General features: G+C 63.6%; 30 protein-coding genes. 12 read left to right on the top strand and 18 right to left on the bottom strand.

Features of this window, described 5'->3' with window-relative positions; all coding sequences use genetic code 11:
- Positions 1 to 15 precede the first annotated feature (15 nt).
- The gene (ldcA, locus tag VPH41_RS11105; RefSeq protein WP_328570027.1) at positions 16 to 933 is read left to right on the top strand and encodes a muramoyltetrapeptide carboxypeptidase; all 918 of its coding nucleotides are present in this window, start codon (positions 16 to 18) and stop codon (positions 931 to 933) included.
- 5 nt (positions 934 to 938) lie between these two features.
- Positions 939 to 2,117 (top strand): DUF418 domain-containing protein, encoded by a 1,179-nt coding sequence (locus VPH41_RS11100; RefSeq protein ID WP_328570026.1) that lies wholly within the window; start codon positions 939 to 941, stop codon positions 2,115 to 2,117.
- Positions 2,118 to 2,120: 3 nt separating this feature from the next.
- On the opposite strand, the gene VPH41_RS11095 is transcribed toward VPH41_RS11100, so the two are convergent.
- The gene (locus VPH41_RS11095; protein WP_328570025.1) at positions 2,121 to 2,837 is read right to left on the bottom strand and encodes an SOS response-associated peptidase; all 717 of its coding nucleotides are present in this window, start codon (positions 2,835 to 2,837) and stop codon (positions 2,121 to 2,123) included.
- Positions 2,838 to 2,955: 118 nt separating this feature from the next.
- On the opposite strand from VPH41_RS11095, the gene VPH41_RS11090 reads away from it, so the two are divergent.
- Positions 2,956 to 3,177: a hypothetical protein gene (locus VPH41_RS11090; RefSeq protein ID WP_152280834.1), complete on the top strand. Its 222-nt coding sequence runs from the start codon at positions 2,956 to 2,958 to the stop codon at positions 3,175 to 3,177.
- 13 nt (positions 3,178 to 3,190) lie between these two features.
- Here VPH41_RS11090 and VPH41_RS11085 read toward each other — a convergent pair whose 3' ends face one another.
- From VPH41_RS11085 to VPH41_RS11060, 6 genes are all read right to left on the bottom strand, one after another.
- On the bottom strand, positions 3,191 to 3,436 hold the full coding sequence (locus tag VPH41_RS11085) for a hypothetical protein (protein WP_328570024.1): 246 nt from the start codon (positions 3,434 to 3,436) through the stop codon (positions 3,191 to 3,193).
- Positions 3,437 to 3,509: 73 nt separating this feature from the next.
- Positions 3,510 to 3,827 carry a hypothetical protein gene (locus VPH41_RS11080; RefSeq protein WP_152280836.1) on the bottom strand — a complete coding sequence of 106 codons (318 nt, stop codon included), beginning with the start codon at positions 3,825 to 3,827 and terminating at the stop codon, positions 3,510 to 3,512.
- Between the two features lie 230 nt (positions 3,828 to 4,057).
- Positions 4,058 to 4,264: a hypothetical protein gene (locus VPH41_RS11075; RefSeq protein ID WP_152255589.1), complete on the bottom strand. Its 207-nt coding sequence runs from the start codon at positions 4,262 to 4,264 to the stop codon at positions 4,058 to 4,060.
- A 104-nt stretch (positions 4,265 to 4,368) separates the two neighbouring features.
- The gene (gene mntP, locus VPH41_RS11070; protein ID WP_152255590.1) at positions 4,369 to 4,938 is read right to left on the bottom strand and encodes a manganese efflux pump MntP; all 570 of its coding nucleotides are present in this window, start codon (positions 4,936 to 4,938) and stop codon (positions 4,369 to 4,371) included.
- Between the two features lie 206 nt (positions 4,939 to 5,144).
- Complete coding sequence (locus VPH41_RS11065) at positions 5,145 to 5,999, bottom strand: undecaprenyl-diphosphate phosphatase (protein WP_152280838.1); 855 nt, start codon at positions 5,997 to 5,999, stop codon at positions 5,145 to 5,147.
- 111 nt (positions 6,000 to 6,110) lie between these two features.
- On the bottom strand, positions 6,111 to 6,731 hold the full coding sequence (locus VPH41_RS11060; protein WP_328570023.1) for a LysE family translocator: 621 nt from the start codon (positions 6,729 to 6,731) through the stop codon (positions 6,111 to 6,113).
- A 171-nt stretch (positions 6,732 to 6,902) separates the two neighbouring features.
- On the opposite strand from VPH41_RS11060, the gene VPH41_RS11055 reads away from it, so the two are divergent.
- Positions 6,903 to 7,805 carry a LysR substrate-binding domain-containing protein gene (locus VPH41_RS11055; protein ID WP_328570022.1) on the top strand — a complete coding sequence of 301 codons (903 nt, stop codon included), beginning with the start codon at positions 6,903 to 6,905 and terminating at the stop codon, positions 7,803 to 7,805.
- Between the two features lie 9 nt (positions 7,806 to 7,814).
- Here VPH41_RS11055 and VPH41_RS11050 read toward each other — a convergent pair whose 3' ends face one another.
- The 5 genes from VPH41_RS11050 to VPH41_RS11030 form a co-directional block, all read right to left on the bottom strand.
- Positions 7,815 to 8,693: an alpha/beta hydrolase gene (locus tag VPH41_RS11050; RefSeq protein ID WP_328570021.1), complete on the bottom strand. Its 879-nt coding sequence runs from the start codon at positions 8,691 to 8,693 to the stop codon at positions 7,815 to 7,817.
- An 87-nt stretch (positions 8,694 to 8,780) separates the two neighbouring features.
- The gene (locus VPH41_RS11045) at positions 8,781 to 9,422 is read right to left on the bottom strand and encodes a hypothetical protein (RefSeq protein ID WP_152280842.1); all 642 of its coding nucleotides are present in this window, start codon (positions 9,420 to 9,422) and stop codon (positions 8,781 to 8,783) included.
- Between the two features lie 94 nt (positions 9,423 to 9,516).
- A complete protein-coding gene (locus VPH41_RS11040; protein WP_328570020.1) occupies positions 9,517 to 9,843 on the bottom strand; it encodes a hypothetical protein in 327 nt (108 codons plus the stop codon).
- A gap of 25 nt (positions 9,844 to 9,868) precedes the next feature.
- Complete coding sequence (locus VPH41_RS11035; protein ID WP_328570019.1) at positions 9,869 to 10,561, bottom strand: hypothetical protein; 693 nt, start codon at positions 10,559 to 10,561, stop codon at positions 9,869 to 9,871.
- A gap of 97 nt (positions 10,562 to 10,658) precedes the next feature.
- Entirely contained in the window at positions 10,659 to 12,329 is a 1,671-nt protein-coding gene (locus VPH41_RS11030; protein WP_328570018.1) for a DUF6138 family protein, read from the bottom strand.
- A gap of 433 nt (positions 12,330 to 12,762) precedes the next feature.
- Here VPH41_RS11030 and VPH41_RS11025 point away from each other — a divergent pair, with 433 nt between their 5' ends.
- Positions 12,763 to 13,455, top strand: a complete 693-nt coding sequence (locus VPH41_RS11025) for a DUF3334 family protein (RefSeq protein WP_034784631.1) — start codon at positions 12,763 to 12,765, stop codon at positions 13,453 to 13,455.
- 59 nt (positions 13,456 to 13,514) lie between these two features.
- On the opposite strand, the gene VPH41_RS11020 is transcribed toward VPH41_RS11025, so the two are convergent.
- The 3 genes from VPH41_RS11020 to VPH41_RS11010 form a co-directional block, all read right to left on the bottom strand.
- Positions 13,515 to 13,988, bottom strand: coding sequence for a GNAT family N-acetyltransferase (locus tag VPH41_RS11020; RefSeq protein WP_328570017.1), 474 nt, complete (start codon positions 13,986 to 13,988; stop codon positions 13,515 to 13,517).
- Positions 13,989 to 14,036: 48 nt separating this feature from the next.
- Positions 14,037 to 14,705, bottom strand: a complete 669-nt coding sequence (locus VPH41_RS11015; protein WP_328570016.1) for a hypothetical protein — start codon at positions 14,703 to 14,705, stop codon at positions 14,037 to 14,039.
- Between the two features lie 105 nt (positions 14,706 to 14,810).
- Positions 14,811 to 15,359 carry a DUF2939 domain-containing protein gene (locus VPH41_RS11010; protein WP_328570015.1) on the bottom strand — a complete coding sequence of 183 codons (549 nt, stop codon included), beginning with the start codon at positions 15,357 to 15,359 and terminating at the stop codon, positions 14,811 to 14,813.
- Positions 15,360 to 15,606: 247 nt separating this feature from the next.
- Between VPH41_RS11010 and VPH41_RS11005 the strand changes: the two genes are divergently transcribed.
- From VPH41_RS11005 to VPH41_RS10985, 5 genes are all read left to right on the top strand, one after another.
- Entirely contained in the window at positions 15,607 to 17,205 is a 1,599-nt protein-coding gene (locus VPH41_RS11005) for an ABC-F family ATPase (RefSeq protein WP_034756044.1), read from the top strand.
- 249 nt (positions 17,206 to 17,454) lie between these two features.
- Positions 17,455 to 18,588, top strand: a complete 1,134-nt coding sequence (nadA, locus tag VPH41_RS11000; RefSeq protein ID WP_070218383.1) for a quinolinate synthase NadA — start codon at positions 17,455 to 17,457, stop codon at positions 18,586 to 18,588.
- On the top strand, positions 18,585 to 19,451 hold the full coding sequence (gene nadC / locus VPH41_RS10995; RefSeq protein ID WP_152280849.1) for a carboxylating nicotinate-nucleotide diphosphorylase: 867 nt from the start codon (positions 18,585 to 18,587) through the stop codon (positions 19,449 to 19,451). Before nadA ends, nadC begins: the two co-directional genes overlap by 4 nt.
- A complete protein-coding gene (locus VPH41_RS10990) occupies positions 19,451 to 20,215 on the top strand; it encodes a substrate-binding periplasmic protein (RefSeq protein ID WP_328570014.1) in 765 nt (254 codons plus the stop codon). The genes nadC and VPH41_RS10990 overlap by 1 nt, the downstream gene beginning before the upstream one ends.
- Before the next feature lie 109 nt (positions 20,216 to 20,324).
- Positions 20,325 to 21,404 (top strand): TIGR03118 family protein, encoded by a 1,080-nt coding sequence (locus tag VPH41_RS10985; protein WP_328570013.1) that lies wholly within the window; start codon positions 20,325 to 20,327, stop codon positions 21,402 to 21,404.
- Positions 21,405 to 21,472: 68 nt separating this feature from the next.
- Here VPH41_RS10985 and ypfJ read toward each other — a convergent pair whose 3' ends face one another.
- Positions 21,473 to 22,360: a KPN_02809 family neutral zinc metallopeptidase gene (gene ypfJ, locus VPH41_RS10980; protein WP_328570012.1), complete on the bottom strand. Its 888-nt coding sequence runs from the start codon at positions 22,358 to 22,360 to the stop codon at positions 21,473 to 21,475.
- A gap of 154 nt (positions 22,361 to 22,514) precedes the next feature.
- Between ypfJ and VPH41_RS10975 the strand changes: the two genes are divergently transcribed.
- Complete coding sequence (locus VPH41_RS10975; RefSeq protein ID WP_251348609.1) at positions 22,515 to 23,408, top strand: GNAT family N-acetyltransferase; 894 nt, start codon at positions 22,515 to 22,517, stop codon at positions 23,406 to 23,408.
- A gap of 37 nt (positions 23,409 to 23,445) precedes the next feature.
- Here the strand turns inward: VPH41_RS10975 and VPH41_RS10970 are convergent, their stop codons facing one another.
- On the bottom strand, positions 23,446 to 24,150 hold the full coding sequence (locus VPH41_RS10970; RefSeq protein WP_328570011.1) for a DAPG hydrolase family protein: 705 nt from the start codon (positions 24,148 to 24,150) through the stop codon (positions 23,446 to 23,448).
- Between the two features lie 107 nt (positions 24,151 to 24,257).
- On the opposite strand from VPH41_RS10970, the gene VPH41_RS10965 reads away from it, so the two are divergent.
- Positions 24,258 to 24,932 carry a TetR/AcrR family transcriptional regulator gene (locus tag VPH41_RS10965; protein WP_328570010.1) on the top strand — a complete coding sequence of 225 codons (675 nt, stop codon included), beginning with the start codon at positions 24,258 to 24,260 and terminating at the stop codon, positions 24,930 to 24,932.
- Here VPH41_RS10965 and VPH41_RS10960 read toward each other — a convergent pair.
- On the bottom strand, positions 24,895 to 25,584 hold the full coding sequence (locus tag VPH41_RS10960; protein ID WP_328570009.1) for a DNA alkylation repair protein: 690 nt from the start codon (positions 25,582 to 25,584) through the stop codon (positions 24,895 to 24,897). The two genes, VPH41_RS10965 and VPH41_RS10960, sit on opposite strands and share 38 nt — an antisense overlap.
- Positions 25,585 to 25,683 lie beyond the last annotated feature (99 nt).

The following is a 25,683-nucleotide window of genomic DNA, read 5'->3' as shown; positions in this document are numbered from 1 at the left end:
AGGCTTGGGCATATTTTGAAGACACCTGAGATTGGCATCGCCATCGTCGCGCCGGGCGGTTATGCACCCGACGAGGCGGCCCTGGCGCGCGGCATCGCCCGCTTGCAGGCGCAAGGCGCCACCGTCCACAATTACTACGACCACGCACACAGATTCCAGCGCTTCGGCGGCACGGATGCGGGCCGTTTGGCGCAGCTCCATGCGGCCGCTGCCGACCCGGCCGTGCAGGTGGTGATCGCCTTGCGCGGCAGCTACGGCATCAGCCGCATCCTGCCCGACATCGATTTTTCCGCCATGGCCGATAGCGGCAAACTGTTTGTCGGCTACAGCGACTTCACGGCCTTCCACATGGGCTTGATGGCAAAGACGGGACGCGCCAGCTTTGCCGGCCCCATGATCTGCGACGATTTCATCCGCGACGAGCCCGAGCAATTTACGCTCGACCAGCTGTGGTCGTGCCTGGCCGGTCCCTCGCACACGGTCACGGGCGCGTCCGTTGGCAATCCGCACGTCGAGCTGCAAGGCAAGCTGTGGGGCGGCAACCTGGCCATGCTCGTGCATTTGCTGGGGACGTCATATTTCCCGGCAATCGATGGCGGCATCCTGTTCCTAGAAGACGTCAACGAACACCCGTACCGGGTCGAGCGCATGCTGCTGCAACTGCTGCACGCGGGCGTGCTTCAGCGCCAGCAAGCCGTGGTGCTCGGCGATTTTTCCGCGTATAAACTGAGCCCCATGGATAACGGCTACGATTTCGACGCCATGCTGGCCTATGTGCGCGAGCGCCTGCCCGTGCCCGTGCTGACGGGGCTGGAGTTCGGCCACATCCGCCGCCGGGTCACCTTGCCGTTCGGCGGCCACGCGCAGCTGCGCTCGGACGCTTCCGGCTTCAGCCTGCAGGTGGGCGATTACCCGACCCTGGCGCGCCCCTGAACGCCATGCACGCCAAGCCCGGCAGGTTGCTGCAGCTCGATGTGCTGCGCGGCATCGCCGTGTTTGGCATCTTGCTGGTGAATATCTGGGGCTTTGCCTGGGGCACGCTGTCCCTGCGCTATGGCACCTTGCCCGCGCAGCCGCCTGTGCTGGACCAGCTCGTCATTTTCGGCGTGGCGGCGCTGGCGCAGTTCAAGTTCTATCCCGTCTTCGCGTTCCTGTTTGGCGCCGGCTTTGCCCTGCAGACACGCTCGCTGCAACGCCAGCTGGGCAGCTGGGAGCAGGCGCAAACAGCGTACCGGCGCCGCTTGCGCTGGCTGCTGGCGTTTGGCCTGCTGCACGGTTTCCTGATCTGGAGCGGCGACGTGCTCACTTCGTATGCCGTCGCCGGCATGCTGGTGCTACCCCTGGCAGCCGCCAGGCTCAGCCGTGTGCGCAACCGCGCCTGGTTGGTGGCGGCCGGTTTTCTATTATTCATGTGCCTGTTGATTCCCGTGGGCCAGCAGGGCGGCGCGCCGGACACGGCGCGCGACCTGCACAGTTTTGCGGACCGCTACGCCATCTACACGCAAGGCGGCGCCTGGGCCGTGGCCCGGCTGCGCGCCAACGATTTCCTCGTCTCGCTGCTGTACGCTGCCGTCATGCTGCCGCATATCATCGTGCTGTTCCTGCTGGGCATCTTGTCCGTGCGTTTCGGCTGGCTGACGCAGCCCCAGCGCCACCAGCGCCTGTGGCGCCGCGTGCGTGCCGTGGGACTGGGCGTGGGCTTGCCGTTCAACCTGCTGGCGGCGGGCGCCATCGCCTGGCAGGTGGCGGATCCGTATCAAACCGTGTTTGACGCGGCCCTGTTCGAAGTGGGCCTGTTCGCCGGCGGCCCCGTGCTGGCGGCCGGTTATGTGGCTGCGCTGATGCTGGCCGGTCCCTTCATGCTGCGCTGGCTCGGCTCATGGCTGGCACCCGTGGGACGCATGGCGCTGAGCAACTATCTGCTGCAATCCTTGATCGGCACCTGGCTGCTGCAGGGGCCGGGCCTGGGCTGGGGCGCCAAGCTGCGTCCGGCCGAGATGCTGGGCCTGGCGGTAGTGATGATGGCGGGGCAGGTGCTGCTGAGCCGTTACTGGCTGCGGCATTTTCGCCAGGGGCCGATGGAAACGCTGTGGCGCCGGCTGGCGCGGCTGCCGTGAACCTTAATCGCTGCCCCAGTCGAAGGCGCTCTGCGCCGCAGCCGGCGGTGAGGCCTTGGGTTTGGCAGACGGCACCAGCGGATTATCGACGGCATGCCATTCGAACAGTTCTACATCCAGCATGCAGGTGCGCGCCAGGTGCAGCGCCTGCTCCGGCGTCAATGCGGGGTCCAGCCAGCGGTGGGCGTCTTCCAGGCTGATGGCCACGGGGCGGCGGTCGTGGATATCGACCATGCCGCCCATGCTGTCGGCCGTCACCAGCACGAAGCCCGCTTCCTCGCGGCTGTGTTTCCAGGGGCCGAACTGGGCCAGCACCAGCAGGAACAGGCGCGCGCGGTCCTTGCGGTGGATGTGCCACGGCTGCTTGCTGCCTTTCTCTCCCGTCCATTCATACCAGCCATCGACGCAGACGATGCCGCGCCCCGCCCGCAGCAGCGGTTTCCAGTAGGCGCCGGCCAGTTTTTCCAGCCGTGCGTTGATGGCGATGGGAATTTTCTTCTTGCCGGGCGCGGGCGTGGCCTGCGCCGCCCAGGCGGGGCGGTAGCCCCAGAACACATCGACGACCCGCCGCACGCCGTCCTGTATGTGCAGCACGGGCCGGTAGGTGCCGGGCGACACGTTCAGGTGCGGCTCGGCCTCGCTGTCGAACACCGCGTCGGTCCAGCCGAAGGATGACGCCAGCACGCGCGCCGTGTCATTTTGATCGAATCGTCCACACATGGCGAAATCATACCCGAACGCCATGGCACGGGTGTGGGCCAGCGTACAGACGTTGCGTTGCGCCAAGCGCATAGTGGAAGCCAGTCAGGTCCCTGACGCTTCTTGCATCGGAGGAATTATGCCTTTTGAAAATCCCACCATCCACAAAGGCTTCACCATCAGCGCCACGGCCAGCCAGCGCCGCGATGGCCGCTGGGTCGGCTCGTACATCAGCCAGAACCAAACGTGCGGCGCGTATGCGGACACCTGCGATTACGACGACTGCAGCAATGAAAAAGAAGCGCAGCAAGTGGCCTTGTCCGTGGGCTGGCGCCTGGCGGACGGCGTGCCGGCCCGCTGAAACTGCCCGCTGCTCAGTTTTTGCGCCGCAGGGCCAGCAGCAGGCCGGCCACGGGGAAGAACAGGGCGGTGCCCAGCCGTACGGAAGTCAGCGAAGCTGCCTCTACGCCCACCACATGGGGCAAGGCCAGCAGCAACAGGGGCGCCGGCACGGCGATGGCGAAGAAGAACAGGTACCACGAGTAGCCATTCTTCTTGCCCAGCAAGGCGATCAGGGCGCAGCCGACGAGGAAGACCAGCGGCAAATTCACATATTCCATGGTTCTGAGTTTTCATCCGGGAAAGCGCGTCATTATACGCGCCACCCAGGGTGGGCGGCCCCGCTTGCCGCCTTCAATTGCCAACAAAATCGGGCGGTCGCGGCGCCTGTGTATTCGTCTGTGCACCCGCCAGCGGCGCATCGGCCGGCAGCAGCGCCTTGATGGCGCCGTTATAGATGAGTTCCTGGGCATACGCCGACGCTTCGATCAAGGCCGCATGCACGGACTTGAAACTGCTCGGCGTTTCAATCAGCACGGGCTTGGCGTACACCTGCTGCGTGTCGCCGCGCTTGCTGAGCAAGATCATGCCCCGATAGCGCCCATCCTTCTCCAGCGCCCCCGCCACATGAAATTCATAACCCCTGATCTGGTGTTTTTGTTGCTGATCCATGTCTCCCGCCTCCAATTCCATTGTCATGGCATTGGGCCATCAATTCGATAGGAACAGCAGAGTGTTTGATCTGGCTCAATACTGTCAGCCATGGTTCAACTAATGTATCGACGCGTGCCCCAAGCGTAGCGAGCGGAGGCGATGTGTGGCCGAGAAGCGCAACCGCACTGGCGTGCGGTGAGCATCGCAGGCCGCACAGCGCCCCGCGCAGTAGCTTGCGGCAAGTGTCATCACCCCGCGCGGATGGCGCGCAGTTGCTGGGCCGTTTCCTCGATCTCGCGATACGCTTCCTGGATATAGCCATCGATCGGGTGCCCATCCATCCACTCGAAATAGGCGCGCTCGTCGTGTTTGATGGCGAAAGGGACGTGGTGGTCGCGTATCGACTCGGCCGTTTCGCGCACCAGCGAGGCAAAAAGCAGCTCCAGAGTTTCCATGATGGTCACCTTGCGAGACATGAATGCAGAGTACCGAATGTAGCACAAAGCGGCCCGCCGCCATGGCGCCTGGCGTGCCGTGCGCGCCTCCTGCGGTCCCGTCCTCAGGCCGGATGGCCGATATGCTCGTACAGGATCACGCAGCCGATGACGATCAGCACCAGGCCGCCCGCCAGTTCGGCGCGCCGGCCCGCTATCGTGCCCAGCACGCGGCCCAGCATCACGCCCAGGGTGACCATGACGAAGGTGGAAAAGCCGATGGCGGCGGCCGTGACGACTATGTTGGCGCCTAGCAAGGCCAGGCCCGCGCCCACCACCATGGCGTCGATGCTGGTGGCCAGGCCCGTGACGGCCAGCACCCAGAACGAATGCGACTGGGCCGGCGCTTCTTCCTCGTCCGCGTCGGACAAGGCATTGCGTATCATTAACAGGCCGATGATGCCCAGCAGGCTGAAGGCGATCCAGTGGTCCCACGCTTCCACATAGGGCGCGGCCACGCTGCCCAGGGCCCAGCCGATGACGGGCGTGATCGCCTCGATGACGCCAAAGATCAGGCCCGTGCGCAGCGCCTCGCGCCATTGCGGCTTGTGCAGGGCGGCGCCCTTGCCCACAGCGGCCGCGAAGGCATCGGTGGACATGGCAAGGGAAAGGGCGGCGGTGGCGGCGAAATTCATCGTTGGCTTCCTGTAAAACCTGGCTGGATAATAAAGCAACAACGCCGAAGAAAACCGTAGCGAGCGGAAGGGGGGGGCTCGGCGCCCCCGTTGGCCCGGGAAGCGCAACTGTACGGAGTACGGGGCCGCCGAGGCAGTGAGCATCGCAGGCCGTCAATCACGACGCGCAGCAGGTTTTATCGGCGTTTAACGCAAACCCGCCGATTTTACCCTACGTACAGCACCACCAGGGAGGCCAGCAGGCAATATGCGCCAAAGAAATGCCAGCGGCCCTGTTCCAGCCAGCGCGACAGCCAGCGCAGGGCCAGCAGGCCGGCCAGGAAGGACAGCAGCATGCCCAGCAGGCTGGGGCCGATCAGCTGCAGCAGGCTGTTGCCGTGTTCCAGGTGGTCCAGGCTGCCATTGGCGACGGCCTGGTAAAAGCGCCAGCCTTCCTTGACCAGCACGGCTGGCGTCAGCACCACGGCCAGGGCGAAGCTGAATTCCTCGGCGCGGCGCTGCGGCACGCCCATGGCGATGCCGGCGGAAATGGTGGCGCCCGAGCGGGAAAAACCCCGGAAGGGCAGGCACAGTCCCTGCACGGCGCCGATCACCATCGCCTTGCCGATGGACAAGGTGCCGCTTTCCCGCGCCTGCAGGCGCGACGAGACGATGATCAGCACGCCGGCGGCGGCCAGCGCGGCGGCCATCAGCTTCGCGTTGCCGAACAGGTGTTCGATTTCAAAGCCGGGCGCATCCTTGCTCATGATGTGCGTAATGCCCTTCAGCAAGCCGAAGCCGACGATGCCCGTCAGGGCCGTGGCTGCCACGAGCAGCAGCACATTGCTGCGGAAGGCCGTAGCCGAGCTGAAATACGTGGCGCGCCAGGATTTCCAGAAATACACGATGACGGCAAACATGGTGCCCGTGTGCAGCATCACGAGCAGCATGGTCAGTTCCGGCGACGTGGGGTCCAGGCCCATCAGTTTTTCCGCCACGATGACGTGGGCGGAGCTGGACACGGGCAGCAGTTCGGCGAAGCCCTGGACGACGGAGAGGATGAAAAGTTGTAGGAAATTCATGGGCGATATGGTCGGGATGGTAGGCAGGCGGGAAAATTGTCACGTCGGAAACAAAACTATCCGGCAGCGCAATTTTACAGGCGAGCTCCTGGCGGGCAGCCCCGCATACCATTACAGTTTGTCCATGTTGGCGCAGGCCAGCAGTACGCCCAGGGCGATCAGCATCGCGCCGATCAGCCGGTCTATCGTGCGCTGGCGACGGATCATGCGGGAACGGAACGCGGCTTTTGAAAACAGGAGGGCGACCAGGGCAAACCACAGCAGATGGATGGCGGACATGCACAGCCCATAGCCAAACTGGACTGTCAATGGCGTGCCGGGCTGCACCACCTGGGTATAGGTGCTGATGACAAACAAGGTCGTCTTCGGGTTCAGTGCATTGGTCAGGAAGCCGTTCAGGAACACCGTATGGCGGGGCACGGCTGCGCCATCTTGCAGGTCGAGAGCGACGGTGCTGCGGTTGGCAAAGGTTTTCCAGCCGATCACGACCAGGTACACGGCGCCTGCAAACTTGATTGCAGTAAATAGGAGCGGTGAATTTGCGATGATCAGCCCGATACCGAACATGGTATAGAACACGTGGACTTGCACACCCATGGCGATGCCGAGCGCGGCCAGCAGGCCGGCCCGGCGGCCATACAGATAGCTGTTGCGCGTGACCATCGCGAAATCGGGGCCGGGCACGATGGAGGCCAGCAGGGTAATGAGTGCAACGGCAAGCAATTCGATCATGCGTTTTCCTTGGGTAATGGTGGCGCCGCATGGCGACCAGTGAGTATTCATCGCCTGTGTGACTGGCGTTGTGTGCCCACGGCGGCGACCGGAAACGCAATTATCCCTATAATGGCGAACGGTGAAAAACGATGATATCTTGCGAATATGTGTGACAAAAAATGACAGATCATGACTAGACAGGTGGCGCTCGGAAGCTTGCGTTTCTTCGAGGCGGCGGCCAGGCTGGGCAGCTTTGTCCAGGCGGCTGATGAATTGCATGTCACGCACGGGGCGGTGAGCCGGCAAATCCGGCTGCTGGAAACGTCGCTGGGCACGGCCCTGTTCGAACGGCGCAACCGCGGCGTGTTCCTCTTGCCCGCGGGCGTGCAGCTGCGCGATGCCGTCCAGCAAGCGTTCGAACGGCTCGATGCCGCCATCGAGGCCGTGCGCCAGCCGGCACCGCAGGCGCCACTTGTGGTGTCGTGCGAGCCGACGATCGCCATGAAGTGGCTGATACCGCGCCTGGGCGACTTTTACCAGCGGCATCCCGACGTGCCGCTGCACCTGTTTGCATCGGGCGGACCGGTGGCGTTCCAGCGCGACGCGGTGGACGTCGCGCTGCGCCGCAACGATTTTCTATGGGATGCGGGCTTGCATGCGGAAAAGGTGTGCGACGAATGGATCGCGCCCGTGTGCGCACCGGCCTTGCTGCGGCATGGCCGGCTGGACCTGTCCGCGCAAACACTGCTGCACACGGCGTCGCGCCCGTCCGCCTGGGCGCACTGGCGTGCCGCCGGCGCGGACGACGGCGAGGATGGGCGGGGCCACGGCGACAGCCAGACCTACGAGCATTTCTACCTGAGCCTGCAAGCGGCCTGCGCCGGCCTGGGCGTGGCCATCGGTTCCGTGTTCATGACGGCGGAAGACATCGGCAGCGGGCGCCTGGCGGCGCCGCTGGGATTCCGGCGCGATGGCACCGGCTACTTTCTGCTGTCGCCGCTGCCATTTGACGGCGACGCGCGCCGGACCGCACTGCTGCACTGGCTGCGTGAGCAGATGGCGCAGGCGCTGCCGGCGCTGCCGGTGCCGTAGCCGTCCCGCTTACTGGGCCGGCGTGGCCGGCTTGAAGACGTCGCGGAACGCCTTCAGGGCGGCCGGGTGATAGATGGTGCCATGGGTTTCGGCCGGCATCTTTTCCTGGTGCCACTGCAGGCCGGGCGGCGCCTGTTTTTCCAGCACCTCGGACAGGCGCTGCACTTCGACGGCAATGCCCGTTTCGCTGCTGGACGCCAGGTACAGGCTGCGCTTGCCCGGCTTGCCCTTGGCCAGCAGGGCCGCCGCCTGGCGCGGCAGGGCGCCATGGTTCCACCACAGGCTGGGGTCGAACGCCAGGTAATGGTCGAACAGCTGCGGCTCCAGCAGATACGTTTCCACCACGAACAGGCCCGCCAGCGATTCGCCGACGATGGCCGTCTCGCCCGTCGTGCGGTAACGTCGTTTGACTTCCGGCATCAGTTCATCGCGGATGAAATCGCGGTAGGCGGATGCGCCGCCCACCACGGGGGCGATCTTGCGGTCTTCCGCATTCTCCGTCGGCCCCGTCAGATCGCGCCGGCGCTGCGTGTTTTGCATGCCGACCAGCATGAAGGGACGCATCGTGCCATTGGCTACCGATACTTGCAGCAAGCCGGCCACGTGCAGGAAATCTTCCGCCACGCCACCGTCCGGCATGTACAGCACGGGCAGCGGCGCGTCGGGCGGGGTATCCCAGGCGCGCGCCATATACACATTGATGTGGCGCTTTTCCTTCAGCGCCTTCGAATCGATGACAAAGCTTTCGCCGATGACCAGCGGGGTGGCCGCGCTGGCGGCGGCTGGCGCCGGGGTTGCTGCGCTGGCAAGCTGGAAGGCGGCGCTGCCGGACAGCAGCAAGGCGGTGGCGAGGTGCAGGCTAAGGCGGGTAGGGCTGAAACGGTGCATGGTGTCCTGTCAAAAATAAAGGGATGGACGGCGTGCGATTTGTATAGACATGCCGTCTAGCAATTTTATCTTATCTTTGATGCAGCCTTACTTGATCGTCAAGAGTTTTCGCTCGAGCACGATACCATCCTTGTCGATCGTGTAGGCGACCAGCAGCGCGCCATCTTCCGCGCAGGCGTGGCAAGTGATCATGGGCGTGGAAAACAGCACGCTCTGGCCGCCATCGCTGGTGGCCGTGCTGCCGACGAACTCGGCGGGCGCAAACGGCATGGCGTCCGGGTGGGCGGCGGTAAACGCTTGCCAGGCAGGCGTGGCGCGGTCTTCCTCGCGCACGGAGTGCTCGTCGACATCGATGGCCGCGCCATCGCTGCCGATCAGCAAGGTGCTTTCATTCGTGTTGGCGCGAAATGGATAGGTGACGGTGGCCAGCGCCACCTTGCCCAGCGGGCGCCAGGCAGAGATATAGCCTGGCATGTTTGCCCCGACCAGCATCCTGGCGGCGGCGATGGCTTGCGGGGGCGCACCGGTACGCTTCATGGTGCGCAGCAGGCAGACGTCGGGCGCGGAGTGCGATTGCCCGCTGCGGCAGGCCGACAGCGAGCGTTCCTGCCAGACGGCACGCGCATCGATGGGCCCCGTCTCTTCGGCATGGGCTGCCTGCATGGCGGCCAAACCGGAAAGAGCCAATACGGCGCAGCCGAACAAGCGGCGGGAAAATCGTGTGGACATGGATGACGCCTTTCAAGAGCGGAAACGGGAGAGCCTCCGATTATAGGAGGGCGTCCGCGCACCTGCGCGCACGGCTGGCCAGCTTGCGCCCCGATTAACGCTTTTTTGCGGCCGCCTGGCGCAAGGCCTTGGCTTCCTGCTTGTTGGGCAAGTGCGGGCGCGTGGCCAGCTCGGCCTTGACGGCGGCGATGGCGGCGCCGAACAGCTGTTCGGCTTGCCAGACGCTGGCGCCCGCATAGTGCAGCTGGTTGGACTGGGCGGCACGCAGCCGGCGCAGCAGCGCCAGCAATTGCCTGCCGTGCAGGGCAGGCAAGTCTTGCGACAGCGCTTGCTGGACCACCGCGCCTTCTGCATGGTCGGGGTCGAGCAGGCGCAGCAAGGCCAGGCCTGCGGGCTGCGGTACCGGGGTCATTGTGTTCATCCAGCCATTCTAAACGAGGCGTGGATTACAGGTAATCCCAGATTTCATCGAAGGTTTCGCGGGCGAAATCGTTGCGCCAGGCTTCCGCGTTCTTTTCGCGGCTGACGGCAAACACGGCGCGCCACGTCTGTTTTGGCGCGCTGGTATAGGTTGCGGCGATCTTTTGCAGGCCCGCCTTGCATTGCTCGACCTTGCAGCCGCTCTTGGCCAGTTGCTGGGAGGCCGTCGCCCATGCCACGGGCACCTTGACGACCTGGCATTCGAAGCTGACGGCGGCCGTCTGCATGCCGTTTTCCACCGTCACGGGGTCCGCCTTGGTGGCCTTGCAGGCGGCGCCATTCTTGGCGGCGATGACATTGGCGGCCAGCAGCTCGGCGGCCGGCGTCACGGCGGCGCGCATGGCGGCGGGGAACAGGTCGGCGATCAGCTTGCCGGTTTCCGTTGGGAACTTGGCGTCCGCTGCCTTCAAGTCAGTGTACGACGCGTATTCGGCGCTCTGGTGGCCGGCCAGGCGGGTAGGGCGCAGGTAGGCGTTGAGCTTGGCGACGCTCGCTTCATCCTGGTTGATGATGGTCTTGATGTACAGGTCGGCCACGTCGATGGGGGGCAGCTCCACGGCTGGCGCCTCGGCGGCGATGGCGGGCTGGGCCAGCGCCACGGCAGCCGTCAAGGCCGCTGCCAGCAGGGAGGCGCGCGATGTTTGTTGTGCTTGATGCATGTATTTTCTCCACGATTCGATGTCAGGCGCCAAAAGATGCTTTGCAGCAATTCTGGCGCGCGCATTATATATGGTGAAAGTCATAACGTTGCACACATTAGGCGTCCTTCTTGCTCGCCGCTTCAAGCAAGGCCTGCAGTAGCTCCTTGCGGGGGCCTTGCGCCTTGCGCGCCAGGGCCGCGAGTTTTTCCAGTTTGCCCCAGATGGGATACAGCATGTGTTCCACCATGTAGCCTTCCAGCCCCTGCAACTGCCGGTACAGGCAGTCGAGTTTTTCCACATCCTCGAAGTCCGCCTGGATTTTCAGTTTCACGTTATCCGTGCAGACGCGCAAACACGCCGTCAGCACGGGAATGGTGGCCGTCGTGACGCCGAAGGTGGCGACGAAGGCCGTCGTGAACTGGTCCTGCACGGACTGGTGTTCCTCGTCGACGTTTGCCATGTAGTGCTGCACCAGGGGGAAATAGCGGGCGTCGAGCAAGCCCAGGCCGAACACGGCATAGCTGCCCGGCATGCAATTCTTTTCGCCTTCCGTGTCGGCATAGAATTCGAATTGCTCGATGGCGGCGCGCGCATACGCTTCCAGCTGCGGCTGCAGGGACGCATGGGCGAGGGCGTTGGCAAAGAAGCGGTGCGTATCGGATTTCGCCAGCCCCTTGACGGGCAGGTAGGCCTTGACCTTGGATTTGAGCTTGATCTGGTAGCTTTTCGGGAAACCGCTGTTCAGCAGGTGCGTGATGAATGCCAGCGCCTGCGCATACGCGTCTGCTTCTTCCCGGGCAATGGCGATGGTGATCGTGGCAAACACATCGTTGGCACGGCATTCCAGCAACGCATTTTTCACATGGATGTCGGCCGCGGGGAAGGTGCCGCTGCCTTCCTTGAGCATGCGCCCGGCCCGTTCGCTGCCCAGCTCGCGCGCGATTTCCAGGAATTTGAGTCCGGTCGACTTGGCGTAGCTCGGTTCGTGGCGCAATATCATGACGGCGCCATACAGCAGCAGGTCGATGGGCGCCAGCGCTTGCGCATCGTGCGCCGCGCCCGCCTTCAACGCGTATTCGGTACCGCGGTAGCTCGACCGCTGTACGTCGTAGAACTGCGGCAGGAACTGCTTTTCCGCCCAGGCCGACACAGCCTGGATGATATCGCCGCGGTGTTCGGCCAGCGCTTGTGGCCGCGACTTGTTCAACTGTTCGATGCGTTCGAACTGGGCGATCGTCCACGCGATATCGGGCAGCGGGAACAGGTGGGGATCGAGCAGGTGGCGCGTCAGAAAGAACGTTTCCAGCGGCTTCGTCGGATGCTTGCCGTGCGTGAGCTTTTTCCCGATGTACGCGTGTATGTTTTCCAGCAAGGCCAGGCGCTTGTTTTCGTTGACGTATTCCAGCAAGCTCAGGTGCAGCTTGCCCTGCGCCGTCTGGAACTTGCCGCGGACGGTGAAGCGGTAGTCGATCATCGGCGTGTCCACCAGCGGCGCCAGACGGGCTTGCACCAGCGCCGTCAGTTGCGGCGCGATCAGCTCGCGCACTTGCGCATCGTCAAGCCGCGCCGGCGTCCTGGGACACGCGTCGTCGTCGAGGCCCAGGTCGAACTCGTCGGCGGTGGTGCGGCCCGGTTTGTAATCGAGCAGGAGCTCATTGAAGATGCCTGCCTGCAAGGTCGTGCGCTTGACGGCCTGCTCCAGGTCCGTGCGCTGCAGGCGCTCATCGAACCAGGCATGGATCGCCGCGGTGATTTCGGCTGTTACCTGCTCTTGCAGTGTGCTCATCGGCTGTTGCCTCTCCATTCATGTTGCGTTTGCGCTATTAGTGCGCGGCAGTATAAAACATGCGGCCACGGCGCGCCGCGCACTACGGTGTCCGGGGCGGACGAAGAGCGTGATCTTTCGCGCAATGTTGCATGCCTGGCCGCTGTGCGGCGCATGGCGGCGCCGTTTTTGTATTTCCGCACAGATCGTCAAGTAAATGCAGGTATGGCTGGACGGAAATGTTACATCTCGGTATTCTGCGCATCTGATACTTATTTCTATACAGAAAAAGGTAAGAGGGGGGCGAGCGGCTGCGGCAACGGGGCGCGCGCCGCCAGGCAAGGTCAGGCATGCAAAGGTGAAGTCGTCCGCTTGCTCAGCGATTTATCGTGTCGGGGCTTGCAGCGGGCAGGGAACAGTGCTGTCATCTTTAAAATAGTTGGAGAGGTTGCTCATGGATGCAGAAAAGGATGTTGTGTACGGTACAGAAGATTTGTTGATGAGTTTGTGCAACTCGGTGGTTCGGGTGCTCAACGTTGCAACGCAAAGTAAAGTCAATTATTCAGGCATGGTGCAGCGCATCACCAAGACGGGCTTGAAGCCGGATATCGGCTGTTTCGTCATGTTCGATGGCGGTTTCACGGGCCTGGTCGTGCTCAATTTTGCCGCCGATACGGCGATGGAAATCTACGAGCGCTACATGCTGCACATGGGCATGCCGAAGTCGGAGCTGGCCAGCTTCTACACGTCGGACGAAGTGTCGAACATCATGGGCGAGCTGATGAACCAGATCGTGGGCGATTTCACGGGCAAGGTGCGGCGCGAACTGCAAACGAATATTACCCAGAGCCAGCCGAAGATGCTGGTGCTGAACAAGCAGGTGATGCTCAGCGTCGACACGCCGCTGGACCGCCCGGAAATGCGCCGCGTTACCTTCTACACGGAAAAGAACAATATTTTCTACCTGGAACTGGCGATCGACCGTACCGAGTTCATCAAGCTGCACGATTTCGATTCGCGCGAAGTCGACGCCGACTCGCTGATGGATGGCGAATTCGCGAACCGCGAACGCGATGCCGCCCCGGCGCCTGCCGCGGAACCGGAAGACGACGACAACGCCGACCTGCTCAAGTCCCTGGGCATGTAAGCAACTGTTGCTGATAGCGGCCGGCGGCATGTGTGCTGCCGGCCGCTGTCGTTTACAGCCTACGATGCGGCCTGCAAGGTCTTGTTCATGAATACGCGGCTCGTTCCTTCGGGACTGCAGGCAATCTCGCCGAAACGGCGCCAGCCCCGGCGTTCGTAAAATTCGGGCGCCTGGAAACTGATGGTGTACAGCACCGCCGAAGCGCAGCCGCGCCGGCGTCCTTCTTCCTCGAACTGTTGCAGTATCCGGCTGCCCAGGCCCAGCCCCCGCAAGGCCGCGGGCAAATAAAACAAATCGAGAAACAGCAGGCCCAGCGAGGTCCGGCCCATGGCGCCGCCCAGCACCCGCTGGCTGTCGCGGTCGCGCACGACCACGCTCAATACCTGCCTGTCCTGGTATCCCGTGATGGCATCGTTGTAGGCATTCAAGCCCTCGAGGATGGTTTGCTCGACCTCCGCATCGATCGTGTCGCTGATGCAGATGGTGTAGGGTAAGTCGTAGTGCGGCGTGGCAGGCATGGCGGGCAAGAGCATAGTAAATAACTGTATGAATATACAGTATTTCAACTGCTTGCGTCCATTTTATTGCGGCAACGTCAATGTTTCCATCCGGCGAGTGCCGACCATGCCCGCTTGCTGGCTGTCATCGAGCGACCAGTATTCGAGCGCATAGACATAATCGCCGTCGACAAAGGTCAGCGTTTCCTTCTGGCGGCCGCTGGGCGCCTTGTAATACAGGCGCCGCGCGGGCTTGCCAGCCACCGTCTGATTGAACGACTGGGGAGAAATGGTGACGCGCTTGCCCGTCTTGCCCGCCATCGACATGGCCGTGATCGTCACATAGGCCCGCTCCGGACAGCGGGCCAGCAGCTGGGCGCCGCTCAGGACGGTAGGCTGCGCCTGCTCCAGCGGGAAGCCGAACGGTTGCACGCCCACGATATCGAGGCACTCCATCTGCCGCGCCAGGGCCGTCAACGCGGCCGGATCGAGTGTGCTGGAAAAGTGCCTTGCTTCGGCCTGCGCCTGGCCCAGCGCCCAGCGGCGCTCGAGCTCGGCCAGCGAAATATCGCTGGGCACGGGCAAGGGTGCAGGGGCGTCGGGATCGGCGGCCTTGGACGTTTCCGCCCGCATGCGCGCGGTAATGGAGTGGCTGCGTTCGGCGGCAGTGGCCCCGTCGAGCGCCTGGGCATGGGCGAAGGGCGCGACGCTGGCCAGGCCGAGCGCCATGGCCAGCGATAAGTGTGTCAGCATGAAATCTCCTGCAATCCGGTAAAGAAGGCACGCATTGTGTCCCGGATTGCCTGCATATGCGCGCACGCGGTGCCGCTGCGTCGCATGTTCATGCGATGAACACGATTAACGCGCGGCCATCGCCGACGCAATTTCGATCGAACTCAGTTTCCAGCCCCACACGCCATGGCGCTGCAGGACCAGCGCGCCATCCTGCGCATTGCCATCTTTCGCCCGCACGACGAAGGTGTTGACGCCTGTATAGCCTGCCGAATAGCTGGCCTTGTTCTGCGCGCCGTCGGCCGGGGCATCCGCACTGGCATCGGCTCCCGCTTGCGGGCTGACGGCGCTCTTGTTGACCAGCGCGACGACGCCGGCAGGCGAGACCATGGCGTCGACCATCTTGCCCAGCATGGCGCCGGCAATCGACTGGCCCAGGGCTGCCAGCGGGTTGTCGCTGCCGGCCGTCGCCTCGATGCTGCGGGCCATGCTCGCTTCCAGTTGCGTCTTTACGCTGGCGCGCAGGGCAGGGAAGTCCACGTGGCTGGCCAGGGCATCGGCATTGCGCTCGGCCAGGGCGGTCTTGATCTGGTGCAGGGCGTAGTACGGCGAAGCGTAGGTGGTGGCGGCGATGGCAACGGCGGCCACGGCGGCGGCGATGGTGATTTTTTTCAAGTGAAACCTGTCAGGTGATAGGGGGAACGATGCCAGTTGCCTGTCGTCGCGGCAGGTCCGGCGGTGCAGCCGCAGCGTAGCTGCTAAATGGAAATACGGCAATCATATTTTCTTGCCATCTTCCGCGTCCTGCCGGTTGCCGCGCCCGATGCGCTTCCCCCTGCCGCTGTAGAGGGAAGAGGGTGGGTGCTGTATAATGGGAGAAAAGTACCTAACTACCTGTTTTCACTGGATAAAGACCTCACTAATGCTTTCAACCGCAAATATTACGATGCAGTTTGGCGCCAAGCCATTGTTTGAGAATATCTCCGTCAAGTTCGGCGACGGCAACCGCTATGGTTTGATCGGCGCGAACGGCTGCGGCAAATCGACGTTCATGAAGATCCTGGGCGGCGACCTGGACCCGTCGGGCGGCAATGTCATGCTCGATACCAACGAGCGCCTGGGCAAGCTGCGCCAGGACCAGTTCGCGTTTGAAGACATGCGCGTGCTCGACGTCGTCATGATGGGCCACACGGAAATGTGGGCGGCCATCCAGCAGCGCGACGCGATCTACGCGAACCCGGAAGCGACGGACGACGACTACATGCAGGCGGCCGAGCTGGAAGGCAAAGTGTCCGAATACGACGGCTACACGGCCGAATCGCGCGCGGGCGAACTGCTGCTGGGCGCCGGTGTCGCCATCGACCTGCACCAAGGCCCGATGAGCAATGTCTCGCCAGGCTGGAAGCTGCGCGTGCTGCTGGCGCAAGCGCTGTTCTCGAACCCGGACATCCTGCTGCTCGACGAGCCGACGAATAACCTGGACATCAACACGATTCGCTGGCTGGAAGACGTGCTCAACGAGCGCAACTCCACCATGATCATCATTTCCCATGATCGCCACTTCCTGAACCAGGTCTGCACCCACGTGGCCGACATGGACTACGGCACCCTGAAGATTTATCCGGGCAACTACGACGAATACATGTTCGCCTCGACCCAGGCGCGCAACCAGCAGCTGGCCAACAACGCGAAAGCGAAAGACAAGGTTGCCGAGCTGCAGGAATTTGTGCGCCGCTTTGCCGCGAACAAATCCAAGGCCCGCCAGGCCACGTCGCGCGCCAAGCAGATCGAAAAGATCAAGGTCGACGACATCAAGCCATCGTCGCGCGCCTACCCGTTCGTGCGTTTCGACGGCGAAAAGAAATTGCACCGCCTGGCCGTGGAAGTCGAGAACATCTCGAAAGGCTTCGACCGCCAGCTGTTCAAGAACTTCAGCATCATGGTCGAAGCGGGCGAGCGCATCGCCATCATCGGCGCCAACGGTGCCGGCAAGACCACCATGCTGCGTTGCATCGCGGGCGACATCGCCGGCCTGCAGCCTGACCAGGGCCGCGTGAAGTGGGCGGAAAACGCCAACGTGGGCTACATGCCGCAAGATCCGACGGAAGATTTCGCCAAGGACACGAACCTGACCGACTGGATCGGCCAGTGGACGAAAGAGGGCGACGACGACCAGGCCGTGCGTTCCATCCTGGGCCGTTTGCTGTTCGGCGGCGACGATGTGAAAAAGGCCGTCAAGGTACTGTCCGGTGGCGAGAAGGGCCGCATGATGTACGGCAAGCTGATGCTGGGCCGCCACAACGTGCTGATGCTCGATGAGCCGACCAACCACATGGACATGGAATCGATCGAATCGTTGAACATCGCGCTGGAAAAATACGCGGGCACCCTGATCTTCGTGTCGCATGACCGCGAATTCGTCTCGTCGCTGGCGAACCGCATCATCGAGATCAAGGAAGATGAAGTGGTCGATTACCGCGGCAACTACGAAGACTACCTGAAGAGCCAAGGTATCGATTAAACACCTGATCAAACCTGCTGCGCGTCGCGCTTTGCGGCCTGTGATGCTCACCGTGCTTCAGCACGGTTGCGCTTCTCGGCCGCAAGGGGGCGCCGAGCCTCGCTGCCTCGCGCTACGGTTTTATCAGGCGTTTGGAAAGCTGGTGGTGTACTCTGGTATCACCACACCGACGCGCCGCGGTCCTTTCGTTCCGGCGCACCTGCTTTATTGCGTTCGTGCCGGTCTATCCCGTTTTTGTTTGACACAGCCATGCAAACTTTAGCCATCAAATCCGTCGAGTATGAACATCCACAAGACGGAGCCAGCTGCACTGCCCACGCCTGGGCGCGCACGCCAGCGACGCCATCCCCGGCTGAAAAAGCCGAACTGATCACGCGCATCAAGCGCCTGCTGATCGAGCGCGAAGCCGTGCTCGTTGCCCACTACTACGTTGATGCTGACCTGCAAGACCTGGCGGAAGCCACGGGCGGCTGCGTCTCCGACTCCCTGGAAATGGCCCGCTTCGGGCGCGACCATCCGGCCAAGACCCTCGTCGTGGCTGGCGTGCGCTTCATGGGCGAAACGGCCAAGATCCTCAGTCCCGAAAAAACGGTATTGATGCCCGACCTCGACGCGACCTGTTCGCTCGACCTCGGCTGCCCCGTGGACGAATTCACGGCTTTCTGCGATGCCCATCCCGACCGTACCGTCGTCGTCTACGCCAATACCAGCGCGGCCGTGAAGGCGCGCGCGGACTGGATGGTGACGTCGTCCATCGGCCTCGATATCGTGGCCCACCTGCATGCGCAGGGCAAGAAAATCCTGTGGGCACCCGATAAACACCTGGGTTCGTATATCCAGAAGGAAACGGGCGCCGACATGCTGCTGTGGCAGGGTAGCTGCCTCGTGCACGACGAGTTCAAGGGCATCGAACTCGATTTGCTCAAGGAAGAGTATCCGCAAGCCAAGGTGCTCGTGCATCCGGAGTCGCCCGCGAACGTGGTGGCGCTGGCCGACATGGTGGGTTCCACGTCGCAAATGATTGCGGCAGCGCAAACCATGGACACGGACACTTTTATTGTCGCCACCGACAACGGCATCCTGCACAAGATGCGCGCGGCCGCGCCTGGAAAACGCTTCATCGAAGCGCCCACGGCCGGCAACAGCGCCACGTGCAAGAGCTGCGCGCACTGCCCGTGGATGGCCATGAACGGCTTGCTGAACCTGGCGCAGACGCTGGAAAACATGCACAACGAAATCCACGTCGATCCTGCCGTCGGCCAGCTGGCCGTGCGCTCGATCAACCGCATGCTCGACTTCGCCGCCGCCAAGAAGGCGGGCCTCAAGCCAGGCGCGGACCTGGCAAAAGAAACTACATTGTTCCAAGGAATCGGTCCAGCATGAGTACCCTCGTTAATTCTTTCGCTCCTTTCGATCCCGCCCTGGCGCGCGCATTCGAAGGCAATTTGCTGGCCGCCTTGCTGGAAGACGTGGGCCAGTGCGACCTGACGGGCGAGCTGGTGCCGCCCGACCACATCGTCACGGCCCGCGTCATCGTGCGCGAAGCAGCCGTGCTGTGCGGCGCGCCGTGGTTCGAAGGCATCATGAAAAGCCTGGACCGCAGCATCGATATCGTTTGGCATTATGCCGAAGGCGACATGATGACGGCCGACAGCGTCGTGTGCACGATTGAAGCGCCGGCGCGCGCCCTGCTCACGGCCGAGCGCAGCGCCCTCAATTTCCTGCAGCTGCTGTCGGCGGTCGCCACGGCCACGCGCCAGTATGTCGACGTGATCGCCGGCACCAAGGCATCCATCTTAGATACGCGCAAGACCTTGCCGGGCCTGCGCCTGGCGCAAAAGTATGCGGTGCGCGTGGGCGGCGGCAAGAACCAGCGCCTGGCCCTGTACGACGGCATCCTGATCAAGGAAAACCATATCGCGGCCGCGGGCGGCGTCAGCCAGGCCCTGGAAAACGCGCGCAACCTCGACGCGGGCGTGCCCGTGCAGATCGAGGTGGAAACCCTGGCGCAACTGCAGGAAGCGCTCGATGCGGGCGCCGTTTCCGTGCTGCTCGATAACTTCAGCAACGACATGATGCGCGAAGCCGTGGCCTTGACGCATGGCCGCGCCTTGCTGGAAGCGTCGGGCGGCATCAATTTCGATACCGTGCGGGCCATCGCCGAAACGGGCGTGGACCGCATCTCGATCGGCAGCCTGACCAAGGACGTGCGGGCCACCGATTACTCCTTGCGCATCGTCGGCTGATGAGCGGAGCAGGGCGGCGCCTGCTGGCCTTGGCGCTGCTGTGGCCTGTGCTTGCGGCGCCTCTGCCTGCGCAGGCGCGCGAGCTGCTGGCCGTGGGCGCGCAGTTCGAGCGCGTGTTCGAGTACCAGGACAGCGGCGAGTATGGCGGCCTGGGCGCGGAACTGCTGCGCCTCATGGCGGCGCGCACGGGCAATACCGTGCGTTTTCGCATGGTGCCGTGGGCGCGCGCGCAAGCCATGCTGGTGCAGGGGCAGGCCGATATCCTGATCGGCCCCTACAAGACGCCCGAGCGCATCGCCAGCATGGGCTTTTCCGACAAGCCGTTCTATCAGGACCAGATGGTCTTTTATACGCGCCAGGACGCCAGTTTCGCCTGGGATGGCGACTACGCGGCGCTGAAGAGCCGCCGGGTGGTGCTGCTCAATGGCTGGGCCTATGGCGCGGACTGGGAGCGCATGCGGCCCGGCTTGCAGGTCAGTGTGGCCAACAATGTGGAAAACGGCTTGAAGATGCTCGTGCATAACCATGTCGACGTGTTCGTCAGCAACCGCCGCAATACCGACCCCGTGATCGCCCGCCTCGGCTATGGACGCCAGGTGAAACCCCTGCCCAGGGTCATCGAAGTGCAGAACGGCTATTTTGCCTTTCCCCGTTCGCCCGCCTTCGACAAGCTGCGCCTGCAGTTCGACCAGGAACTCAATACCCTGATCGAGACAGGCGAACTGAAAAGACTGGGCAAGCGCTACGACGTGGCCGTGCCCTGACCCCGGCCTATCTTCACCCCGTTTGACGCGCCTCAAGCGTCCGGCCAGGCCCGGTTATACCCTGATGACAGGCAGTGCAATGCTGCCCACCACGCAGAAGGGGAACGCCATGAAAACGCATGCCACCAGGCAGATCGTGTACGCCTGTTTCGCCGCGGCGCTGGCCGCCGTGCTGCTTGCCTGCGGCGGCGGCCATCATCACCACAAGCCACCCGCGCTGAGCACGTATGCGGCGACCAGCCTCGTGTCCGATACGGCCGTCGTGCCCGCCGTGCACACGGACGCCAACCTCGTCAACGCCTGGGGCGTGGCCTTCAATCCCCGCGGCTTCGTCTGGGTGGTGGCGAATGGCACGGCGAAGTCCACCTTGTACGACGGCAACGGCGTGCCCCAGGCGCTGGTGGTCAGCACGCCGGCGGGGCCGACGGGCATCGTATTCAACGGCACGCAAGACTTCAAGCTGAGCCAGAACGGCGTGACGGCGGCCAGTCCCTTCATTTTCGCCAGCGAAAGCGGCAGCATTGCGGCGTGGTCGCCCACGGTCAGCCCGACGACCGCCGTGGTCGTGTACGACGGCAGCGGGGGAGGCAGCGTCTACAAGGGCCTGGCCATTTCCGCTTATGCGGGCGCCAACTACCTGTATGCGGCCGATTTCCATAACCAGCGCGTCGACGTCTTCGATGCCAGTTTCGCCAGGGTCAGCTGGTCTGGCGCGTTCAGCGACCCCGGCTTGCCGGCCGGCTATGCGCCGTTCGGCATCCAGGCCATCGGCGAGCGCATCTATGTCGCGTATGCCATGCGGCAGGCCAGCGACGATGAACAGGCTGGCGCGGGCCTGGGCATCGTCAATGTGTACGACACCGGCGGCAAACTGATCAAGCGGCTGGTGAGCGGCGGGGCCTTGAATGCGCCGTGGGGCATGGCGCTGGCGCCAGCCGACTTCGGCACTGCCAGCAATATGTTATTGATAGGGAATTTTGGCGACGGCAAGATCAATGCCTATGACCCGGCCACGGGCGAGGCGGGGGGCGCGTTGCGCAAGGTGGACGGCACGCCGCTCGTGATCGACGGTTTGTGGGGCATCGCCTTCGGCAATGGGCTCAACAGCCAACCCGTCAATACCCTGTTCTATGCAGCGGGACCGAATGACGAGACGCACGGGCAATATGGGCGCATTGACCTGAAATAGGCGGCGCTTGCTGCCAGCCGGGTGGCCCTGCGGCAGGCTGGCCTGCCGCAGGGAAAGGTGCACCGCCGTTACAGCTGGCGCGCCTCAAACGTGTTGCACTGGGAAATCTGGCCGCTCTCGATGCCCTTGCTGAACCAGCGCACGCGCTGCTCCGAAGTGCCGTGTGTAAACGAGTCCGGCACGACATGGCCTTGCGACTGGCGCTGCAGCGCATCGTCGCCGATGGCCGTGGCCGCCTTGAGGGCTGTTTCCACGTCGCCCTGTTCCAGGATCTTGCGGTCGGCATTGGCGTGATACGCCCACACGCCGGCAAAGCAGTCCGCTTGCAATTCCAGGCGCACGGACATGGCGTTGGCCTGGCGTTCCGTTTGCGAGCGGCGTGCATTGTCGACCTTTTCGGACAAGCCCATCAGGTTTTGCACGTGGTGGCCCACTTCATGGGCGATCACATACGCTTCGGCAAATTCGCCCGAGACCTTGAAGCGCTGCTGCATCAGGTTGAAGAAATCGAGGTCCAGGTAGACTTTCTGGTCGCCGGGGCAATAGAAGGGACCGCTTGCGCTCTGGCCCGTGCCGCAAGCCGTCGGCGTGCTGCCCGAGTACAGGACCAGCTTGGGTTTCACATAGCTGCCGCCTTCCGCCTTGAACAGGGCGCCCCACGTGTCTTCCGTATCGGCCAGCACCGTTTTCACGAAACGGGCCATCTCGTCCGATTCGGGCGGCTGGCGCGCGGGCGACTGGCTTTGCTGGGTGGAGATCTGGCCGCCACCGCCGCTGAGCATGTTGAGCAAGGTCAAGGGATTGACGCCCAGCACATACGAGCCGACGAGGGCGATGACGATGGTGCCGATGCCGATCGAGCGCCCGCCAAAGCCGCCCCCACCGCCGCCTCCGCCGCCATCTTCGCCGCGGCGATCTTCCACATTGTCGCTTTCGCGATTGCCTTCCCATTTCATGATATTTACTCCTGCTGCGATTGTGCGATTGATTGTTGACGCCTCAAGATGCCTCTTGCGACGAATCTTGTTATTATCGCAGCAAACCGCACCGCGACAGGGGCGACAATGTTACCCTTTGCAACTTTTCACCCACTCCACAACAGGTACACGCATGGCACTTGGCAACGATACACGCATTTCGCCCACGGCGGTGGTCCAGGCCCAACTGGACGCCTACAACGCCCACGATGTTGCCGCCTTGCTGGCCATCTATGCCGATGACGCGCAGCAATTCGAGCATCCCGATACCTTGCTGGCCACGGGCGGCGCGCAAATCGGTCCCCGTTTCACGGCCCGCTTTGCCGCCAGCCGGCCACGGGCGCAGTTGCTCAACCGCATCGCCTGCGGCAAGCTGGTGATCGACCATGAAATCGTCCATGGCGACACGCCGGACGGTGTTTCCGCGCAGGAACTGGTGGCGACATATGAAGTGGTGCAGGGGCGCATCGCGCGCGCCTGGTTCAGCTTTGGCCCGCTGACGCGTTTGCGCGTAGCACTGCCGGCCGACGTGCCGGCCATGAATGCACTGATCGCCCGTTCCGGCGTGGAACTGAGCGCAGGATTCTATACGCAGGAGCAAGCCCAGGCCGTCACGCGCCACGTGTTCGGCGTCGATACGCAGCTCGTGGCCGACCAGACGTATTTCGTGATCGAGCGCGATGGCGCCATGCTGGCTTGCGGCGGCTGGAGCCGGCGCGCCACCCTGTATGGCGCCGACCGGGCCAAGAGCGGGCCGGACCCGCTGCTCGATCCGGCCAGCCAGCCGGGACGCATCCGCGCCTTCTTTGTCGAGCCGGCGGCCGTCCGCCAGGGATTAGGCAGCATGCTGATGCGCCATTGCGAACGCCAGGCGCAGGCCGCCGGTTTCGGTGCGCTGGAACTGGCCGCCACCTTGCCCGGCGTGCCGCTATACCTGGCCAGCGGTTTTGCCGTGACCGAAGAGTTTCATCTGGACTTGCCCGATGACATCAAACTGCCGCTGGCGCGCATGCACAAGCGGCTGTAAGGAGTTTACTTAGCAGAGCAGCCTTGGCTGCGACGCCTTACCAGGGCAACGGGGCCTTTTCGCCGTTGCCATGTTCGCCGTAGTACAGCGACGGCAAAAAGCGCGACAGATAGGTAAATTCGCTGTAGCAATGGCGCAGCAAGTTCAGGCCCAGCACGTCGGGCACGTCGCGCACGGGGTTCAAGCTGTTGCGGCCCAGCAGGAAGCGGCTGCGCAGCACGCAGCCCGTGGGCGTGTCGCGCGCCAGATGCAGCATTTCGCCATCGAGCGGGTCGCCATGCGGGTCGAGCACCACGTGGTCGCCAAAGCCGATGCGCGCGCAGACGGCCGCCGACAGGGCGCCGCTGTCCCTGGCCAGCTGCAGTTGCGCGGGATCGAACACGTGTTTCGGATCGTGGAACTTCAGCTTGGCTTTCACGGGCGCAATGTCGCCCAGCGATTCCACGGCCTCGATCGAGGCGCCGTAGTAACTCTCTCCCTTTTTCCACGCACTGTTCCAGCCATGGTGCGCCACGTGGTCGTGCGGATGCCACCACTTGATGTGCTGCGTCGTCTCGAAAAACGCAAACCACCAGTCCAGCATGCGCCCGCTGCAGCCGTGCAGCTCCGTGCGGGCAGCCACCAGCAGGCAGCCGTCGGCCAGGCGCGTGATGCCCGTTTCCAGGTGCAGGGGAAACGGATCGAGCAAGTCGCCCGTGCCGGTGATGCTCCATGGAAATTGAATATGCGTGTAACTCGTCATGTCGTTCTCCTTTGTTAGGGTGAGACAATTATATATTAAAGAAACGTTTAGCGTTTCCAAAATATGTTTCAGTGTAAAATTGCCCATCGATCAAGATGGGAGCTGGCATGCAGCAAGAAGAGAGCAAGGCCGTGCGTGGACGGGGCCGCCCGGCGCGGCCGCCCGAGGAAGCGCGCGAGGCGGCCGTGCAGGCGGCCACGTGGCTGCTGCTGCACGAAGGCTATGCAGCCACCACCATGGAAGCGGTGGCGCGCCACGCGGGAATGGCAAAGAAGTCGCTGTATCAATATGCGGCCAACCGCGAGGAACTCGTCGCCCTCGTGGTGCGGGGCTGGACGGATGGCTTCCTGCCGGCCATGGCGCATGACGCGTCCGCGCCCGGCGAGGTACTGCCCTTGCTGAAGGAGATCTTGCAGGTGATGGCGGCGCGCGTGCTGACAGCCGATGCCGTGGGACTGTTCCGCCTGCTGTGCACGGAGTTTCCCGCGCGCGCGGACTTGCTGGTCGTGTACCAGCGCAACGGCATCGAGCGGGGCACGGCCTTGCTGGCCGAGTGGCTGGGACGCCAGGCCGCGCGCGGCCACGTGGCGTCCGGCAATGCGCCTGAACTGGCCGGCTTGCTGCTGGCCATGGTGATAGCCGAACCGCTGCGGCAGATGGCGCTGGGCTTGCTGGCGCCCGTGCCCGCCTGGGATGCCGGGCCCCGCATCGACGCGGCGCTGCGCCTGCTGGGCGGCTCGGCGTTCAGCGCGACTGGTGCTTCAGCGCTTCGCGGCGGGTGAGCGGAGACAGTTGATGGCGGTGCGCGTCGGCAAACGCCGTCACGGCTTCGGGCGCGTGGCGCGCGTAGTCGCGCAAGGCCCAGCCGATGGCCTTGCGGATGAAAAACTCGTCTTCATGGGCCAGCGCCAGCGCCGCGCCGAATAGCCAGGCCGCATCCGTGTCGCCGCGCCAGCCTAGCTGGTGCAGCATGGCGATGCGGCGCAGCCAGTAGTCGTCGTGGCGCAGGACTGTATCCATGTGCGCATGGCCGTCGCCGCCGCGCCGCAACTCCGCCTGCAGCACGTCGCCGACGATGCTCGCCATGCCGTCGATGCTGTCCCACCACGCGCGCTGGCGCGCCAGGCCGAGCAGGGCGGGGATATGTTCGATGCCCAGTTGCCGCCGGTGCAGGGCCAGCATGTCCAGCGCCACGTGCTGGTATTCGCGTTCCGGCTGCTGCCACAGCAGCTGCGGTTCCAGCAGTGTCCCCCCATCGATGCCCTTCAGGCCCGCCAGCAGGGCCCTGGCGGCTATCCGTCGCCGCGGCGCTGCCACGCCCAGGAAAACGAACTGGTCGCGCATATAGGCCTGCATGGGCCCCGCACGGCCCGGTTCGGCAACCGCTTCCAGCGCGGCCTTCAGTGCTGCGTGAAATTCCATCGATTGGTTCATCGCATCCCGTTAAGTTTCAGGCGTAAAAAAAGCGCCCCGAAGAGCGCTCTTGTCCAGCCATCCAGACGGCTGATAGAAGCGTAGCGAGCGGCAGCGATT

It is taken from the genome of Janthinobacterium sp. P210006 (assembly GCF_036231885.1).
In the GTDB taxonomy this organism is placed as follows: domain Bacteria; phylum Pseudomonadota; class Gammaproteobacteria; order Burkholderiales; family Burkholderiaceae_D; genus Janthinobacterium; species Janthinobacterium violaceinigrum.
Note: the sequence above shows the minus strand (reverse complement) of the source record. Positions and strands in the feature narration are given on the sequence as shown.